12 protein-coding genes and 1 pseudogene are annotated in these 16,549 nt (G+C 71.0%); 6 read left to right on the top strand and 7 right to left on the bottom strand.

Annotation, left to right across the window (positions count from 1 at the left end; all coding sequences use genetic code 11):
* The 3 genes and pseudogenes from WH07_RS18575 to WH07_RS18565 all read left to right on the top strand — a co-directional run.
* Positions 1-377 (top strand): annotated as a pseudogene (locus WH07_RS18575) (DUF3558 domain-containing protein); the annotation flags it as partial.
* Between the two features lie 277 nt (positions 378-654).
* On the top strand, positions 655-1,413 hold the full coding sequence (locus WH07_RS18570; protein WP_046501207.1) for a hypothetical protein: 759 nt from the start codon (positions 655-657) through the stop codon (positions 1,411-1,413).
* Between the two features lie 413 nt (positions 1,414-1,826).
* Positions 1,827-3,419 carry a DUF2637 domain-containing protein gene (locus WH07_RS18565; RefSeq protein ID WP_046501205.1) on the top strand — a complete coding sequence of 531 codons (1,593 nt, stop codon included), beginning with the start codon at positions 1,827-1,829 and terminating at the stop codon, positions 3,417-3,419.
* 104 nt (positions 3,420-3,523) lie between these two features.
* Here WH07_RS18565 and lysS read toward each other — a convergent pair whose 3' ends face one another.
* The gene (gene lysS, locus WH07_RS18560; RefSeq protein ID WP_046501204.1) at positions 3,524-5,347 is read right to left on the bottom strand and encodes a lysine--tRNA ligase; all 1,824 of its coding nucleotides are present in this window, start codon (positions 5,345-5,347) and stop codon (positions 3,524-3,526) included.
* Positions 5,348-5,531: 184 nt separating this feature from the next.
* Here lysS and argS point away from each other — a divergent pair, with 184 nt between their 5' ends.
* Positions 5,532-7,340, top strand: coding sequence for an arginine--tRNA ligase (argS, locus tag WH07_RS18555; RefSeq protein WP_046501202.1), 1,809 nt, complete (start codon positions 5,532-5,534; stop codon positions 7,338-7,340).
* 150 nt (positions 7,341-7,490) lie between these two features.
* Here argS and hemB read toward each other — a convergent pair whose 3' ends face one another.
* The 6 genes from hemB to WH07_RS18525 all read right to left on the bottom strand — a co-directional run bounded on the left by hemB (position 7,491) and on the right by WH07_RS18525 (position 14,139).
* A complete protein-coding gene (gene hemB / locus WH07_RS18550) occupies positions 7,491-8,486 on the bottom strand; it encodes a porphobilinogen synthase (protein WP_046501214.1) in 996 nt (331 codons plus the stop codon).
* Between the two features lie 279 nt (positions 8,487-8,765).
* Entirely contained in the window at positions 8,766-10,427 is a 1,662-nt protein-coding gene (locus WH07_RS18545; protein WP_046501201.1) for a bifunctional uroporphyrinogen-III C-methyltransferase/uroporphyrinogen-III synthase, read from the bottom strand.
* On the bottom strand, positions 10,424-11,401 hold the full coding sequence (gene hemC / locus WH07_RS18540; RefSeq protein WP_046501199.1) for a hydroxymethylbilane synthase: 978 nt from the start codon (positions 11,399-11,401) through the stop codon (positions 10,424-10,426). Before hemC ends, WH07_RS18545 begins: the two co-directional genes overlap by 4 nt.
* Positions 11,398-12,753 carry a glutamyl-tRNA reductase gene (locus tag WH07_RS18535; protein ID WP_046501198.1) on the bottom strand — a complete coding sequence of 452 codons (1,356 nt, stop codon included), beginning with the start codon at positions 12,751-12,753 and terminating at the stop codon, positions 11,398-11,400. The genes hemC and WH07_RS18535 overlap by 4 nt, the downstream gene beginning before the upstream one ends.
* On the bottom strand, positions 12,750-13,550 hold the full coding sequence (locus WH07_RS18530; protein WP_046501196.1) for a redox-sensing transcriptional repressor Rex: 801 nt from the start codon (positions 13,548-13,550) through the stop codon (positions 12,750-12,752). The genes WH07_RS18535 and WH07_RS18530 overlap by 4 nt, the downstream gene beginning before the upstream one ends.
* Positions 13,551-13,806: 256 nt before the next feature.
* Positions 13,807-14,139, bottom strand: coding sequence for a glutaredoxin family protein (locus WH07_RS18525; RefSeq protein WP_408645867.1), 333 nt, complete (start codon positions 14,137-14,139; stop codon positions 13,807-13,809).
* 151 nt (positions 14,140-14,290) lie between these two features.
* Here WH07_RS18525 and WH07_RS18520 point away from each other — a divergent pair, with 151 nt between their 5' ends.
* Positions 14,291-15,220 carry an HAD family hydrolase gene (locus WH07_RS18520; protein WP_046501194.1) on the top strand — a complete coding sequence of 310 codons (930 nt, stop codon included), beginning with the start codon at positions 14,291-14,293 and terminating at the stop codon, positions 15,218-15,220.
* A gap of 445 nt (positions 15,221-15,665) precedes the next feature.
* Positions 15,666-16,460, top strand: a complete 795-nt coding sequence (locus WH07_RS18515; protein ID WP_063775790.1) for an ECF subfamily RNA polymerase sigma factor, BldN family — start codon at positions 15,666-15,668, stop codon at positions 16,458-16,460.
* The last annotated feature ends 89 nt before the right edge of the window (positions 16,461-16,549 follow it).

Below are 16,549 nucleotides of genomic sequence, written 5' to 3'. Positions count from 1 at the left end.
GCACCGACACCGGCACCGGCAGCACCACAGGAACCGCGACAAACCCCAACACCACCACCCAGACCGGATCCGCCGCCTCCCTCACCCCGTCCGGAGCCCCGTCCGTCTCCCCCTCCGAGACCCCGCCCGCCGAAGGCCTGGAGCCCCGCGTCCTCGACGGTCTCGGCGACGCGGCCTTCCTGGACGACGTCCTCGCCCGCTCCGGTTCGGCCGCGCAGCACCGCACCGTGAGCGTGGTGTTCCGCACATCCAATGTGATCGTCACCGTCCGGTACACCGAGCAGCCCGCGTTCCCCGCCGTCGTACCCGACAGCGGAGAACTGCAGGACAAGGCACAGGCGCTGGCCAAGCGGCTCGCCGAGGAACTCGACGAATAGCGGTCCCCGTCCGTCCGCCCGGCGGGCCCCGCGCCGGGCGCGGACTGCCGTTCCCGGCCCCGCGGGCCCGGCTCGCCGGTTACCGTGGCCGCTCTGACCGTACGAAAAAATGACGGCATGGCTGTACGCAGTACGAGGGCACGCCGACGCAGCGCGACCGCACAGAGGGCGATCGCACACAGGGCGATCGCATGCCGCACGACCGCACGCCGCGTAACCGCACGCCGCCCGTCCGACCGAGTGACCAGCGACCGACCGAGTACCGACTGAAGGAACCATGCACCGATCAGCCTCGCGACTCCCCCGCATACTCGCCTGCGCAGCCGTTCCGGTGATGCTCGCCGTGGCCGGCTGCTCGTCCGACTCCGGCGGTACGAGCGACGCCGACGCCTCCTCGGCGAGCCCCAGCGCCAAGCCGTCCGCGACCGTCGCCCCCGCCAAGTTCACCGGGCTGCCCGACGCCTGCGCGACGGTCGGCCGCAAGACGATCGACTCGCTCGTACCGAATGCCAAGGTCAAGGGCGGTACGGCCGGCAAGTCCAGCGATGTGGCCACGCGGGCGAGCTGCTCCTGGAACGGCCTGGACGACAACGGCGTCAAGGGCTCGCAGTACCGCTGGCTCGATGTCTCCCTCACCCGGTACGACTCCGATGTGACGCTCGGCAGCGGCGCCGAGCGAGCCACCGAGTTCTACACCAAGGAGGTCGCGGGCGCGCGGGCCACCGAGGGCGCCAAGCAGATCAAGGCGGCCCCGGCGAGCGGGACCGGCGACGAGGCGACGACCGTCACGTACTCGCTCACGAAGACGGACGCGGACTTCTCGTACGCCACGGTCGTGGCCCGTACGGAGAACGTCGTCGTGACCGTCAACTACAACGGCGCCGGATACGCGGGCGCCAAGTCGCCCGGCATCTCCGAGGTCTCGGCGGACGCGGTGAAGGCGGCCAAGGAGGCGGTCGCGGCGGTCGCGTCCGGCTCGGGCCAGGCCCCCGCCGCAGGCGACTCCGCCAGCCCCAAGGAATCCGCCGCCGAATAGCCGCACAGCCGGACAGGCACAGCAACCGGACAGACACACGGGAACTGGCGTGCGGACGCACACGCCCGGAGCGGTACGGGACGTACGGGCCCCGGGCGATACGGACGTACGGGCCCGGTGCCCCGGCGCGAAGCCGGACACGCGGACGCACGCACGCACACGCCCCGGTTCCCGAACTCGCCTCGACGCGGGGCGTTTTCTTCGCTTTTCCATGGGGTCCGGCCCTTCTCGGAGGGGCCGGCTCCGCTCCCCGCGCCACGCCATGCGCACACATGTGCCAGGCTGTGCCCGCCAGATGTCGGGCCGTCGGGTATCGGTTGTCGAGTACCTGACCGAGTGCCCGGTGTCGCACACGACGTCGCGGGGCGTCGCACGGCGTCATAAAAGGGGTCGATTACGGGAGGGGATCGCGGGTGGCCGCGATGCAGCTCACACGCACGCACCGAATACTCGTCGGGGTCGTGATCTTCGGAGCGGTCATCATCGCCGCGATCGGCTTCGCGGGCTCGTACGCAGCCGTACGCGTACTCGCGGAGGAGAAGGGCTTCGGGAGGTTCTCGCTCGTCTTCCCGATCGGTATCGACGCTGGCATCTGTGTCCTGCTCGCGCTCGACCTCCTGCTGACCTGGATCCGGATCCCCTTCCCGCTGCTGCGCCAGTCGGCGTGGATCCTGACGGCCGCCACCATCGCCTTCAACGGAGCGGCGGCCTGGCCGGACCCGCTCGGCGTCGGTATGCACGCGGTGATCCCCCTCCTCTTCATCGTCTCGGTCGAGGCCGCGCGGCACGCGGTCGGCCGGATCGCGGACATCACCGCCGACAAGCACATGGAGGGTGTGCGCCTGACCCGCTGGCTGCTGTCGCCGGGGCCGACGTTCATGCTGTGGCGCAGGATGAAGCTGTGGGAGCTGCGGTCGTACGAGCAGGTCATCAAGCTCGAACAGGACCGGCTCATCTACCAGTCGCGCCTCCAGGCGCGGTTCGGCCGCAACTGGCGGCGCAAGGCGCCCATCGAGGCGCTGATGCCGCTGCGGCTCGCCAAGTACGGCGTACCGCTCGCGGACACCGCGGCCTCGGGTCTCGCCGCCGCCGGTATCGAACCGGTGCTGCTGCCGCCCGCGCCCCCGATGGCCGAACTCCCGCAGCCCCGGGCCGAGATACCGGCCACCGCCCAGGCGCCCGACCCCGAGGCAGCTACACAGCGGCAGGATCAGCAGGACCATCAGCAGGACCGGTACGAGCAACTCCCGTCGCACCAGCAGCCCGAGCCCCAGCAGCATCAGCAGCCGCAGGGACAGGCCCAGCAGCACCCGCAGCCGGAAGCCGAGCCGCAGGGCCAGCCTCAGCCCCAGCCCGATCCGCAGTTCCAGCCGCAGCCCCAGCCCGTGTCCCACACGAGCCCGTGGTTCGCCGCGCCGCAGGTGCCGGAGGGCGCGTACGAGGGCGCCTACAACCCCACCTATGTGGAGGGTCTGGAGCCCACCCCGGTGATGATCCCCTCAGGCCCGGGCCGCAGCCGCCCGCTCGGCGGAGTCGGCGTCCCGGGTCCCCGGATGGACGGGCCGTACGGTCCGCAGGCCCAGGCACAGACACAGGCCGAGGCCCAGGCGTACCAGCAGCAGCCGTACCAGCAGCCGCAGGCGCAGTACGCCGACCAGACGCAGCAACCGGCGGGCCCCAGCCCCGCCCAGGGTCCGGTCCCGGCCTCCGGAGGCCCCGACGACCGGATCCCGGAACCGCCCGAGCAGGCCGACGACGAACTGCCCGTCCCCGGCCTGCCCGACGACGTCTCCCGTGAGGAGGCGTACTTCGGCGCCTTCCGCAAGTACGTCAGTGAGCACGGGGACTTCCCCAACGCCCGTCAGTTCGGCCTCTACCTGATGGACCTTTACGGCGTCACGGGCCGCACGGGCGGTCCGCTGAGCGAGAGTTCACTCCGGACCTATCTGCGCGACTTCCGCCACCGCTTCCAGTCCAACCTGGACGGGGCGGAGCACATCGCCTAGACGCTGTCCGGCCGGACCCGGCCCGCTCGCGGAGCCGGGCCCGCGGGCAGGCCATGGGCAGCCCGCGAGCAGACCCGCCCGGCCCCGCGACGGCCCCGCGACCGTCACGCGCCGAGCAGTTTCCGGACCCGGTCCGTCCCCACCGCCAGCAGCAGCGTCGGCAGCCGCGGCCCGGTGTCCCGGCTCACCAGCAGCCGGTACAGCAGCGCGAAGAACTGCCGCTGCGCGGTCTTCAGCTCCGGCGTCGGCTTCGCATCGGGCTCCAGGCCCTCCAGCACCTTCGGCACCCCGTACACGAGCGTGGTCAGCCCGTCCAGCGACCAGTGGCTGTCCAGGCCCTCCAGCAGCAGCCGCAGCGACTCCCGCCCCCGCTCGTCCAGCGAGGCCAGCAGCTCCTGGTCCGGCTCGGACCGTACGACCGTGCGCGCCTCGGCCGGCACCTGGCTGGTGATCCAGTTCTCCGCGCGGTCCAGCCGGGGGCGCGCCTCGTCCAGCGAGGTCAGCGGCCGGGCCGGGTCCAGCTCGCTCAGGATCCGCAGGGTCTGCTCCTCGGCACCGGCCGTGATGTCCACGACCGAGGCCAGCGTGCGGTAGGGCAGCGGGCGCGGCGTACGCGGCAGCTCACCGGCGGCCGTGCCCGTGGCCCGCGCGTACGCGGCGGCGTCGGCCGGCAGCACGGAACCGTCCGCGACCTTGCGCTCCAGCGCGTCCCACTCGTCGTACAGCCGCTGGATCTCCTGGTCGAAGGCGATCTTGAACGACTGGTTGGGCCTGCGCCGCGCGTAGAGCCAGCGCAGCAGCGGCGCCTCCATGATCTTGAGCGCGTCGGCCGGGGTGGGCACGCCGCCCTTGCTCGACGACATCTTCGCCATGCCGGAGATCCCGACGAAGGCGTACATCGGGCCGATCGGCTGCACCCCGTCGAAGATCTCGCGCACGATCTGCCCGCCGACGACGAACGAGGACCCCGGCGAGGAGTGGTCGACCCCGGACGGCTCGAAGATCACGCCCTCGTACGCCCAGCGCATCGGCCAGTCGACCTTCCAGACCAGCTTGCCGCGGTTGAACTCACTCAGCCGCACGGTCTCGGAGAAGCCGCACTCCGCGCAGGTGTAGGTCAGCTCCGTCGTCCCGTCGTCGTACGCGGTGACGGTGGTCAGGTCCTTGCCGCAGCCGCCGCAGTACGGCTTGTACGGGAAATAGCCCGCGGAGCCGCCGCTGCCGTCGTCCTCGGAGGCCGCGCCCGAGCCCTCCTCGGCCGCCAGCTCGGCCTCCTCGGCCTTCTTCTGCCCGCCCTTGGCCTGAGCGGCCTGCCCGGCCTGCCCCGCCTGACCGGCCTGCGCCTGGCCCTTCGCGGCGCCCTTGCTCTTGTCCTTGTCCTTCGTCCGGTAGCGGTCGAGGATCGCGTCGATCTCGGCGCGGTGCCTCATCGCGTGCAGAATCTGCTCGCGGTACGCCCCCGAGGTGTACTGCGCGGTCTGGCTGATCCCGTCGTACTCAACACCCAGCTCGGCCAGCGACTCGGTCATCGCGGCCTTGAAGTGCTCGGCCCAGTTCGGGTACGGGGACCCGGCCGGGGCCGGCACGGAGGTCAGGGGCTTGCCGATGTGCTCCGCCCAGGACGGGTCCGTACCGGGCACACCCGCGGGCACCTTGCGGTACCGGTCGTAGTCGTCCCAGGAGAGCAGGTGCCTGACCTCGTATCCCCGCCGGCGGATCTCGTCCGCGACCAGGTGCGGGGTCATGACCTCGCGCAGATTCCCCAGGTGGATCGGGCCGGAGGGGGAGAGCCCGGACGCGACGACGACCACCGGGGCGGCGGCGGGTGATTGTTTCGCGTCAGACGCACGCCGCTCCGACTCGGCGATGACATCGTCCGCGAAACGGGAGACCCAGTCGGTCTCGGTGCTCTGAGCCACGATCGGCACGTCCTTCTTTCTGCTACGCCCTGCCTGGGAAACCGGCGGACCGGTGGTCATCCGGGTGGACCGGTGGCCACGGGGAACCGGTGCCACTCATTGTCCCAGGTCCCTCGGACAGAGCGAAAACCCTTTGCGGCCCCATGGGATACTGGGGATTGCTCACCGCACTCGACAGGAACGGCACCAGCCCATGGCCCCGGTCTCTTCCCTCGCTTCGACCGTCGATCAGCGCATCGCGGACGCCCTCTCGGCAGCCCTGCCGGAGGCCGGTTCCGCCGTTCCGCTGCTCCGACGCAGCGACCGGGCCGACTTCCAGGCCAATGGCATTCTGGCGCTCGCCAAGCAGCTCAAGGGCAATCCGCGCGAGCTGGCGGCCCAGGTCGTGTCGAAGGTCGCCGCCGGTGATGTGATCAAGGAGATCGAGGTCTCGGGACCCGGCTTCCTGAACATCACCCTCACCGACCAGGTGATCATCGAGACCCTCGCGGCCCGCGCCGCGGACACCCGGCTCGGTGTCCCGTACGCCGAGCAGCCGGGCACGACCGTGATCGACTACGCGCAGCCGAACGTCGCCAAGGAGATGCACGTCGGGCATCTGCGGTCGGCGGTGATCGGCGCGGCGATGGTCGAGATCCTGGAGTTCACCGGCGAGAAGGTGATCAGGCGGCACCACATCGGCGACTGGGGCACCCAGTTCGGCATGCTCATCCAGTATCTGATCGAGCACCCGCACGAGCTGGACCACAGGGGCGGCGACCACGGCGGTCAGGGCGGCCCGGGCACCGACGCGAGCGGCGCCGCCGCCGACGGCGAGACCGCGATGTCGAACCTGGACCGGCTCTACAAGGCCTCGCGCGCCCTCTTCGACTCCGACGAGGAGTTCAAGGACCGCTCGCGGGACCGGGTGGTGGCCCTCCAGGCGGGCGACGAGGAGACGCTCGCCTTCTGGCAGCGGTTCGTGGACGAGTCGAAGATCTACTTCTACTCGGTCTTCGACAAGCTCGACATGGAGATCCACGACGCCGACATCGTGGGCGAGTCCGGCTACAACCACATGCTGGAGGAGACCTGCCGGATCCTGGAGGAGACGGGCGTCGCCGTCCGCTCCGAGGGCGCGCTCTGTGTCTTCTTCGACGATGTGAAGGGCCCGGACGGCAAGCAGGTCCCGCTGATCGTCAAGAAGAGCAACGGCGGGTACGGATACGCCGCCACGGACCTCTCCGCGATCCGCGACCGGGTGCGGAACCTGGACGCCACCGCTCTGCTGTACGTGGTGGACGTCCGCCAGTCGCTGCACTTCAAGATGGTCTTCGAGACCGCGCGGCGGGCCGGCTGGCTGGACGAGCGGGTGCACGCCTTCCAGTTGGCGTTCGGCACGGTCCTCGGCAAGGACGGCAAGCCGTTCAAGACGCGTGGCGGCGAGACCGTACGGCTCCAGGACCTGCTCGACGAGGCGGTCGAGCGGGCGACGGCGGTCGTACGGGAGAAGGCCGAGAAGGCCGGGCTCAGCGAGCCGGAGATCGTCGAGAACGGGCGATACGTCGGGATCGGCGCCGTGAAGTACGCGGACCTGTCGACGTCGGCTGTACGGGACTACAAGTTCGACCTGGACCAGATGGTCTCGCTGAACGGCGACACCTCGGTCTACCTCCAGTACGCGTACGCCCGTATCAAGTCGATCCTGCGCAAGGCGGGCGACACCGGACCCGCCGCCCACCCGGAGCTGGAGCTGGCTCCGGCCGAGCGGGCACTGGGGCTGCATGTCGACGAGTTCGGGCAGGTCCTGGCCGAGGTCGCGTCCTCGTACGAGCCGCACAAGCTGGCCGCGTATCTGTACCAGCTCGCCTCGCACTTCACGACGTTCTACGACCAGTGCCCGGTCCTGAAGGCGGACACCCCGGCCCAGGTCGAGAACCGTCTCTTCCTCTGCGATCTGACGGCCCGCACGCTCCAGCAGGGCCTGGCCCTGCTCGGCATCCGGGCCCCCGAGCGTCTCTAGGGCCTGTCCGGCGGATCGTCGCGGGCCCTCGAAGCTCCGCCGGCCAGGGCCTAGGCACTGGCCCTGTGCCCGGTGGGCGCGTGCTGAGCCCGTCGCCCGCTGTCCGGTCTGGTCAGCGGGCGAGCGGTTCCATGGGCGTTCAGCGGACTTTCAACGGGCGAGTTTCTGCGCGACCTCCGTCGCCCAGTACGTCAGGATCATGCCCGCGCCCGCGCGCCTGATCCCGGTCAGGGTCTCCATGATCGCCGCGTCGCGGTCGATCCAGCCCTTCTCCGCCGCCGCCTCGACCATCGCGTACTCACCGGAGATCTGGTACGCGGCGACCGGCACGGCCACCTCGGCGGCGATCCGCGCCAGGACGTCCAGATACGGGAGGGCCGGCTTGACCATCACCATGTCGGCGCCCTCTTCGAGGTCGAGCGCCAGCTCGCGCAGGGCCTCCCGGACATTGGCGGGGTCCTGCTGGTACGTCTTGCGGTCGCCCTTGAGCGAGGAGCCCACGGCCTCGCGGAAGGGCCCGTAGAACGCGGACGAGTACTTAGCGGTGTACGCGAGGATCGACACGTCCTCCTTGCCGATGCCGTCCAGCGCCCGGCGGATCACCCCGATCTGGCCGTCCATCATGCCGCTGGCGCCCACGACATGGACGCCCGCGTCGGCCTGGACGCGGGCCATCTCGGCGTACCGTTCGAGCGTCGCGTCGTTGTCGACGCGCCCCCGGTCGTCCAGGACTCCGCAGTGGCCGTGGTCGGTGTACTCGTCCAGGCACAGGTCGGACATGACGACCAGCTCGTCGCCCGTCTCCTCCTTCACCGCGCGGATCGCGGTCTGGAGGATGCCGTCGGGGTCCGTGCCCGCCGTGCCCGCCGCGTCCTTCTTGGTGTCCTCGGGGACACCGAAGAGCATGATCCCGGAGACGCCCGCGGTGGCCGCCTCCACCGCCGCCTTGCGCAGGGTGTCCAGTGAGTGCTGGACGACACCGGGCATCGCGGCGATGGGCGCGGGACGGGCGATCCCTTCCCGTACGAACGCGGGGAGGATGAGGTCCGCCGGGTGCAGCCGGGTCTCCGCGACCATGCGGCGCAGCACCGGGTTCACCCGCAGCCGCCGGGGCCGCGCGCCGGGAAAGGATCCGTACTGAGTCATCGTCTGTCGCCTCTTGGGTGTGTGCTCGGTGTCCGGTTGCTCGATGTCCGTGGTCGTTCGGTGTCCGTGTTCCGCTCGTGTTCCGGCGTCGTCGAGGTCGGCCAGGACAATCCGGCCGGCCCTCGGACCACCTTCGACCATAGCCCCGGACGCCCCGCCGCCTTACCGACACAGCGACCGGAAAGACCGGCCGCGGGACCGGGCACAGCAGTGGGGGTCCGGCCGTGTCGACGGCCGGACCCCCACCACACACCACGCTCGGCCCAGGCCGACCCGGGCTCAGGTCGTCGTACGCCGTCTGCGGCTCCCCGGCCTGCGCTCGCTCGGCCGCGTCACCGGATCACCGGCCTCCCGCGCCGACTCCCGGCGCTGCGTACCGAACGCGGCCAGCGCCTCGGCCAGCTTGTGCACCGACGGCTCCGGCGCGAGGACATCGACCCGCAGACCGTGCTCCTCGGCGGTCTTCGCCGTGGCCGGGCCGATACAGGCGATCACCGTCACATTGTGCGGCTTGCCCGCGATACCGACGAGGTTCCGCACGGTCGAGGAGGAGGTGAACAGCACCGCGTCGAAGCCGCCGCCCTTGATGGCCTCCCGGGTCTCGGCCGGCGGCGGCGAGGCGCGCACGGTGCGGTACGCCGTGACGTCGTCGACCTCCCAGCCCAGCTCGATCAGCCCCGCCACCAGCGTCTCGGTGGCGATATCGGCGCGCGGCAGGAACACCCGGTCGATCGGGTCGAACACCGGGTCGTACGGCGGCCAGTCCTCCAGCAGCCCGGCGGCCGACTGCTCACCGGAGGGCACCAGATCGGGCTTCACGCCGAAGTCGACCAGGGCCGCGGCGGTCTGCTCGCCCACCGCCGCCACCTTGATCCCGGCGAACGCGCGGGCGTCGAGACCGTACTCCTCGAACTTCTCCCGCACCGCCTTGACCGCGTTGACCGAGGTGAAGGCGATCCACTCGTAGCGCCCTGTGACCAGGCCCTTGACCGCGCGCTCCATCTGCTGGGGCGTACGCGGCGGCTCCACCGCGATGGTCGGGACCTCGTGCGGGACCGCGCCGTACGACCTGAGCTGGTCGGAGAGCGACGCGGCCTGCTCCTTCGTCCGCGGCACGAGCACCTTCCAGCCGAACAGCGGCTTGGACTCGAACCACGCGAGCTGGTCGCGCTGCGCGGCCGCGCTGCGCTCGCCGACCACGGCTATGACGGGCTGGTGTCCGTCCGGGGAGGGCAGCACCTTGGCCTGCTTCAGGGTCTGCCCGATGGTGCCGAGGGTGGCCGTCCAGGTGCGCTGGCGCGTGGTCGTACCGGCGACGGTGACCGTCATCGGCGTGTCGGGCTTGCGGCCCGCCGCGACCAGTTCGCCCGCGGCGCCCGCGACCGACTCCAGGGTGGTGGAGACGACGACCGTGCCGTCGCTCGCGCCGACCTCGGTCCAGCAGCGGTCGCTGGCGGTCCTGGCGTCCACGAGGCGTACGTCCGTGCCCTGCGCGTCGCGCAGCGGCACCCCGGCGTACGCCGGCACCCCGACGGCGGCGGCGATACCGGGGACGACCTCGAAGGGAATCCCGGCGGAGGCGCAGGCGAGCATCTCCGTGCCCGCGTCGCCGTCGAGACCGGGGTCCCCGGTGACCGCACGGACGACCCGCTTGCCGCCCCGCGCGGCCTCCATGACAAGATTGGCCGCATCCCGGATCGCGGGAATTCCGGCGGCTGTTGACGCATCGTCGACAACCGTCAGTGCAGGGGTGCTCACTCCCGCCCTGGCATGGCTGCGTACCACAGCGAGCACATCCGGCTCGGCGATCAGTACATCCGCTCCCGAGAGCGCCTCGACGGCGCGGAGTGTCAGCAGACCCGGATCTCCGGGTCCTGCACCGAGGAAGGTGACGTGCCCCGATGCGGCGAAGGCTGGAAGGTCAGTGGTGGTGGGGCTCAATGTGCTCGCTCCCCCATAAGACCGGCCGCACCCTTGGCGAGCATCTCGGACGCGAGTTCGCGACCGAGCGCGATGGCGTCGCCGTGCGACGTGGGTACGGGACCGGTGGTGGACAGCAGCACCAGCGTCGAGCCGTCGAGCGTGCCGACGACGCCGCGCAGGCGCATTTCGTTGACAACCTGTCCGTCGGCCAGCAGGTCGGCCAGGGCACCCACAGGTGCGCTGCAGCCGGCCTCCAGGGCGGCGAGCAGGGATCGCTCGGCGGTCACGGCGGCCCGGGTGTGCGGGTCGTCGAGTCCGGCGAGCAGGGCGGCGAGGTCCACGTTGACCGCGGCGCACTCGACGGCGAGGGCCCCCTGGCCGGGGGCGGGCAGGACGGTGTCGACCGGAAGGAAGTCGGTCACCTCGCCGGTTCTGCCGATCCGGTGCAGTCCGGCGGCGGCGAGCACGACTGCGTCGAGCCTGCCCCCGTGGACATGCCCGATCCGCGTGTCGATGTTCCCGCGGATCGGTACGGTCTCGAAGGCGAGGCCGTGACCGCGGGCGTACGCGTTGAGCTGGGCGGCGCGGCGCGGCGACCCCGTACCGACACGGGCTCCGGCCGGGAGCCGGTCCAGGGTCAGCCCGTCCCGCGCGATCAGCGCGTCCCTCGGGTCCTCGCGGCGCGGCACGGCGGCCAGCGTCAGCTCGTCGGGCTGGGCCGTCGGCAGGTCCTTGAGGGAGTGCACGGCGAAGTCGATCTCGCCTCTGAGCAGCGCGTCCCGCAGCGCGGTGACGAAGACGCCCGTACCGCCGATCTGTGTGAGGTGCTCGCGCGAGGTGTCGCCGTACGTGGTGATCTCGACCAGCTCCACCGGCCGGCCGGACAGCTCGCGCACCGCCTCGGCCACCAGTGCGGACTGGGCCCTGGCGAGCGTGCTGCGCCTGGTGCCGAGCCTCAGTGGTTTCTCGGGCCTCAATGCCTTGTCGGTCATACTCGCCCTCTGCCTACACCGTCGGTGTCATTCAGGTCGGCCCGGCTGACGGCGGCGACCGTCTGCGGGTCGAGGTCGAAGAGTTCACGCAGCGCGTCCGCGTACCCGGCGCCGCCGGGCTCGCTGGCGAGCTGCTTGACCCGCACGGTGGGCGCGTGCAGGAGTTTGTCGACGACACGGCGCACGGTCCTGGTGACCTCGGCGCGCTGTCTGTCGTCGAGATCGGGGAGCCGGCCTTCGAGCCGCGCGACCTCGCTGCTCACCACATCGGCGGCCATGGCGCGCAGTGCGACCACAGTAGGCGTGATGTGCGCGGCGCGCTGGGCGGCGCCGAAGGCGGCGACCTCGTCGGAGACGATGGTGCGCACCTGATCGACATCGGCGGCCATCGGGGCGTCGGCCGAGGCCTCGGCCAGCGACTCTATGTCCATCAGCCGGGCGCCGCCGAGGCGGTGCACACCGGAGTCGATGTCCCGGGGCATGGCCAGATCGAGCAGTGCCTGCGGAGCCGCACGGTCCTGGAGCGCGGTTTCGACGACCGCCGCGGTCAGCACCAGGCCGGTGGAGCCGGTGCAGGACACGACGATGTCGGCGTGTGTCAGCTCGGCGCCGACGTCCGCCATGGTCACGGCGCGCGCCCGGACACCCGTGCCGCCGGGCTGGTTGAGGATCTGTACGAGCCGGTCGGCGCGGGCGGCCGTGCGGTTGGCGATGACGATCTCGGCGACCCCGGCGCGGGCGAGGGTCGCGGCGGCCAGGGAGGACATCGAGCCCGCGCCGATCACCAGCGCCCGCCTGCCTCCGGCCCAGTCCTCGACCGCCCGGCCCGCGGCGAGCTGTTCCAGGCCGAAGGTGACGAGGGACTGCCCGGCCCGGTCGATGCCGGTCTCGCTGTGTGCGCGCTTGCCGACGCGCAGCGCCTGCTGGAAGAGGTCGTTGAGGAGGCGGCCCGCGGTGTGCAGCTCCTGCCCCAGGGCCAGCGCGTCCTTGATCTGGCCGAGGATCTGGCCCTCGCCGACGACCATGGAGTCCAGACCGCAGGCCACCGAGAAGAGGTGGTGGACGGCGCGGTCCTCGTAGTGCACATAGAGATACGGGGTGAGCTCGTCCAGTCCCGCGCCGCTGTGCTGGGCGAGGAGCGTGGTCAGCTCGGCGACCCCGGCGTGGAACTTGTCGACGTCGGCGTACAGCTCGATCCGGTTGCAGGTGGCGAGGACGGCGGCCTCTGCCACGGGCTCCGCGGCGAGCGCGTCCTGCAACAGCTTGATCTGTGTGTCGGTGGGCAGCGACGCCCGCTCCAGCACACTCACCGGCGCGCTGCGGTGGCTCAGTCCGACGACCAGGAGACTCATGCCGGCATCACCGCCGGAACGTCCCCGTCGGGTCCTTTCCGGCTCGCGGCGCCGTCCACCGCGCCGTCCGCCGGGCTCTCGGCGGCGGTGTCGCGCTCGGCCGCCGCGGCCAGCGCGGCTTCGGTGGCGGCTTCCTCACCGGCCTTGCGCTGCTCGTGGAAGGCGAGGATCTGGAGCTCGATGGAGAGGTCGACCTTCCGTACGTCCACTCCGTCGGGAACGGAGAGCACGGTCGGCGCGAAGTTGAGGATCGAGGTCACCCCGGCGGCGACCAGCCGCTCACAGACCTGCTGGGCGGCGCCCGCGGGGGTCGCGATGACCCCGATCGAGACGCCGTTGTCACTGATGATCTTCTCCAGCTCGTCCGTGTGCTGGACCGGCATCCCGGCGACCGGCTTGCCGGCCATCGCGGGGTCGGCGTCTATGAGCGCGGCGACCCGGAACCCCCGGGAGGCGAACCCGCCGTAGTTGGCGAGCGCGGCGCCGAGGTTACCGATGCCGACGATGACGACCGGCCAGTCCTGGGTGAGCCCCAGCTCGCGGGAGATCTGGTAGACGAGGTACTCGACGTCGTACCCGACGCCCCTCGTCCCGTACGAGCCCAGGTAGGAGAAGTCCTTGCGGAGCTTGGCGGAATTCACCCCGGCCGCGGTCGCGAGCTCCTCGGAGGAGACCGTGGGGACGGAACGCTCGGACAGAGCGGTCAGCGCCCGCAGATACAGCGGAAGCCGGGCGACGGTGGCCTCGGGGATTCCTCGGCTGCGAGTCGCCGGTCGGTGAGTTCGGCCAGTTGCCACGGTGCTCCTGCGGGATGAGCGAGGCTGCAGGCGGCCGTATGTCCCAGGACCGCCCCGTCGAATGCAGGCTATGTCTTTGTGAACGCGTGCACAAAGATTGTGTCCACTTTGTCCGAGCAAAGTGACCGGGGTCACGCATCCCGATCGGGCGGTCCCGGAACCGGCGACCGCGTCAAGCCGTTGCACACACGAAGGGGGCAAAACCGCACACACTCCTTACCCAGCAAAGCGCCCACGATGGTAACCGTCTTTTCAGTCAGCCCCCCAGTTCCCGTCGGAGCCGATCGGCGTCCACCCGCCAGAACGTGTGCTGTTCGCCGTCCACCAGCACCACCGGAATCTGCTCCCAGTAGGCGCGATACAGCGCATCGTCCTGAGTGATGTCCTTTTCCTCCCAGGATGCTCCCGCCTCCGCGCACACGGCCGCGACCACCGCACGCGCATCGTCACAGAGATGACACCCCGGCTTCGAGAGAAGTGTCACCACCCTCTCGCCGGCTTCCTTCCGCGCATTCTTCGATTCCGTCGATTTCTTCTTCGGCGCATCGTCCGGCTCCGCCTTCGCCGTACGCCGCAACAGAGGACTCATGCGGCCCATTCTGCTCCGGGGCGGCCCTGGAGACGGTCCGCTGTCCACAGGCAACCGCTGATCGTCCGATTAACGCACCGGTCGGACAGAGTTCACCCCATGGCATCCCCACCCGTCGGGCAGTTCCGAACAGACTGGCTATGCTCACGCTATGGCCGCACTGGGATGGCTCACCCCTCGCAGGCGCTCCGCGACGGCGCGGAGCGTGCTCGCGGGCGAGGCCGCAGCCGAGGCAGGACTGAAGTCCACGCAGGAGACCCCGCAGCCGCGGGAGCCCCGCGAGGAGACCCCGGAATTCCCGGTCGTCGGGGACGCGCGCGCCGCGGCGTTCTTCGACCTCGACAACACCGTGATGCAGGGCGCCGCGCTCTTCCACTTCGGCCGCGGCCTGTACAAGAGGAAGTTCTTCCAGCGCCGCGAGCTCGCCCGGTTCGCCTGGCAGCAGGCCTGGTTCCGGGTGGCCGGGGTCGAGGACCCCGAGCACATGCAGGACGCCCGCGACAGCGCCCTGTCCATCGTGAAGGGCCACCGGGTCGCCGAGCTGATGTCCATCGGCGAGGAGATCTACGACGAGTACATGGCCGACCGCATCTGGCCCGGCACCCGCGCCATGGCCCAGGCCCATCTCGACGCCGGCCAGCAGGTCTGGCTGGTGACGGCCGCGCCCGTCGAGACCGCGACGATCATCGCCCGCAGGCTCGGGCTGACCGGCGCCCTCGGCACGGTCGCCGAATCGGTCGACGGCGTCTACACCGGCAAGCTCGTCGGCGAGCCGCTGCACGGCCCGGCGAAGGCCGAGGCCGTCCGCGCCCTGGCCGCCAGGGAGGGCTTCGACCTGGACCGCTGCGCGGCCTACAGCGACTCGCACAACGACATCCCGATGCTGTCGCTGGTCGGCCACCCGTACGCCATCAACCCGGACACCAAGCTCCGCAAGCACGCGCGCCGGCTCGATTGGCGGCTGCGCGACTACCGGACCGGCCGCAAGGCGGCCAAGGTCGGCATCCCGGCGGCAGCCGGAGTGGGAGCCCTCGCGGGCGGCACGGCCGCCGCGGTGGCCCTGCACCGCCGCCGCCGCTGACACCGGACGCTCCGGACCCGTAACCGCGCGGCCCCTATCCCCGCCGCGCCCGACGCCGTACCGCCGCGCCCGCCGCCCGTACCGCCGCGCTCCCGGCGTGCCTCCGGCCGTGCCCGTACAAGGCCGAACCGGCCGTTCTACCCGCGCGCCCGGGCCGCCAGTCCCCCGGACCGCCCGTGGCGCGACACAGGTCATCACCCGCCACAACCCATCACGACACCAGGCAGATCTTGACGCAATCCGATCAATAAACGGTCACGATGTGCTACTTGATACGCCGCCTAGGCGTCACGGAAGCGACGTAATCGATGATTTGAGCAACTGGGTGTAGCACTGCCTGTACGAAGCGTTATTCTCCTCAGACGCATACCGGACCCCACACGTCGCCACGACGAGTGAACGGTCCCGCACTGCACGTGATGGAAGCTCTGCCTCTGGGAGTCCCGTGTACCCACACGTCGGGGTTGACGCCTCGGGCCTGGCTACGCTGCGCGCAACGGTCCTCGACCACTTGCGCGGCTTCGTCCCCACCGCGTACGCCGTCCCCGCCCTCGCCGCACCGGCCCCTGCCGTGAGCGGCCCTATCGGTCCTTGTTATGCCCTGGCGAACGGCGGTGCGGCGGTCGGCAGACGGGGAAGCCGCGGCGCCACCACCGCCTCGACCCCCGCGCGCCGCCCCACCGCCGACAGCGACAGCGCCCGCATGATGGAACTCGTCGAGCGCGCCCAGGCCGGCGAGGCCGAGGCCTTCGGCCGGCTGTACGACCAGTACAGCGACACCGTCTACCGCTACATCTACTACCGCGTGGGCGGAAAGGCGACCGCGGAGGACCTCACCAGCGAGACCTTCCTGCGCGCCCTGCGCCGTATCTCCACCTTCACCTACCAGGGACGCGACTTCGGCGCCTGGCTGGTCACCATCGCCCGCAACCTGGTCGCGGACCACTTCAAATCGAGCCGATTCCGGCTCGAAGTGACCACGGGCGAAATGCTCGACGCCAATGAGGTCGAGCGCAGCCCGGAGGACTCGGTCCTGGAGTCCCTGTCGAACGCGGCGCTGCTGGAAGCCGTGCGGAAACTCAACCCGCAGCAGCAGGAGTGCGTCACCCTGCGCTTCCTCCAGGGCCTCTCGGTCGCGGAGACGGCCCGGGTCATGGGCAAGAACGAAGGAGCGATCAAGACCTTGCAGTACCGAGCCGTCCGTACGCTGGCCCGGCTCCTCCCGGAAGACGCCCGCTGACCGCCGCCGTCCCGCCGCGTGGCCGCCCGCCTCCCTTCCTCCGTACCAGCACCGCCCCTCACCCGCCCTTCATGAACGCCCCCTCGCAC

The organism is Streptomyces odonnellii (assembly GCF_000981895.1).
Taxonomy (GTDB): Bacteria; Actinomycetota; Actinomycetes; order Streptomycetales; family Streptomycetaceae; genus Streptomyces; species Streptomyces odonnellii.
Note: the sequence above shows the minus strand (reverse complement) of the source record. Positions and strands in the feature narration are given on the sequence as shown.

Coding starts and splice junctions, on each gene's coding strand:
- WH07_RS18570 (WP_046501207.1), top strand. CDS start 655: ATGCACCGATCAGCCTCGCGACTCCCCCGCATACTCGCCTGCGCAGCC.
- argS (WP_046501202.1), top strand. CDS start 5,532: ATGGCCCCGGTCTCTTCCCTCGCTTCGACCGTCGATCAGCGCATCGCG.
- hemB (WP_046501214.1), bottom strand. CDS start 8,486: ATGACTCAGTACGGATCCTTTCCCGGCGCGCGGCCCCGGCGGCTGCGG.
- hemC (WP_046501199.1), bottom strand. CDS start 11,401: ATGACCGACAAGGCATTGAGGCCCGAGAAACCACTGAGGCTCGGCACC.
- WH07_RS18535 (WP_046501198.1), bottom strand. CDS start 12,753: ATGAGTCTCCTGGTCGTCGGACTGAGCCACCGCAGCGCGCCGGTGAGT.
- WH07_RS18525 (WP_408645867.1), bottom strand. CDS start 14,139: ATGAGTCCTCTGTTGCGGCGTACGGCGAAGGCGGAGCCGGACGATGCG.
- WH07_RS18520 (WP_046501194.1), top strand. CDS start 14,291: ATGGCCGCACTGGGATGGCTCACCCCTCGCAGGCGCTCCGCGACGGCG.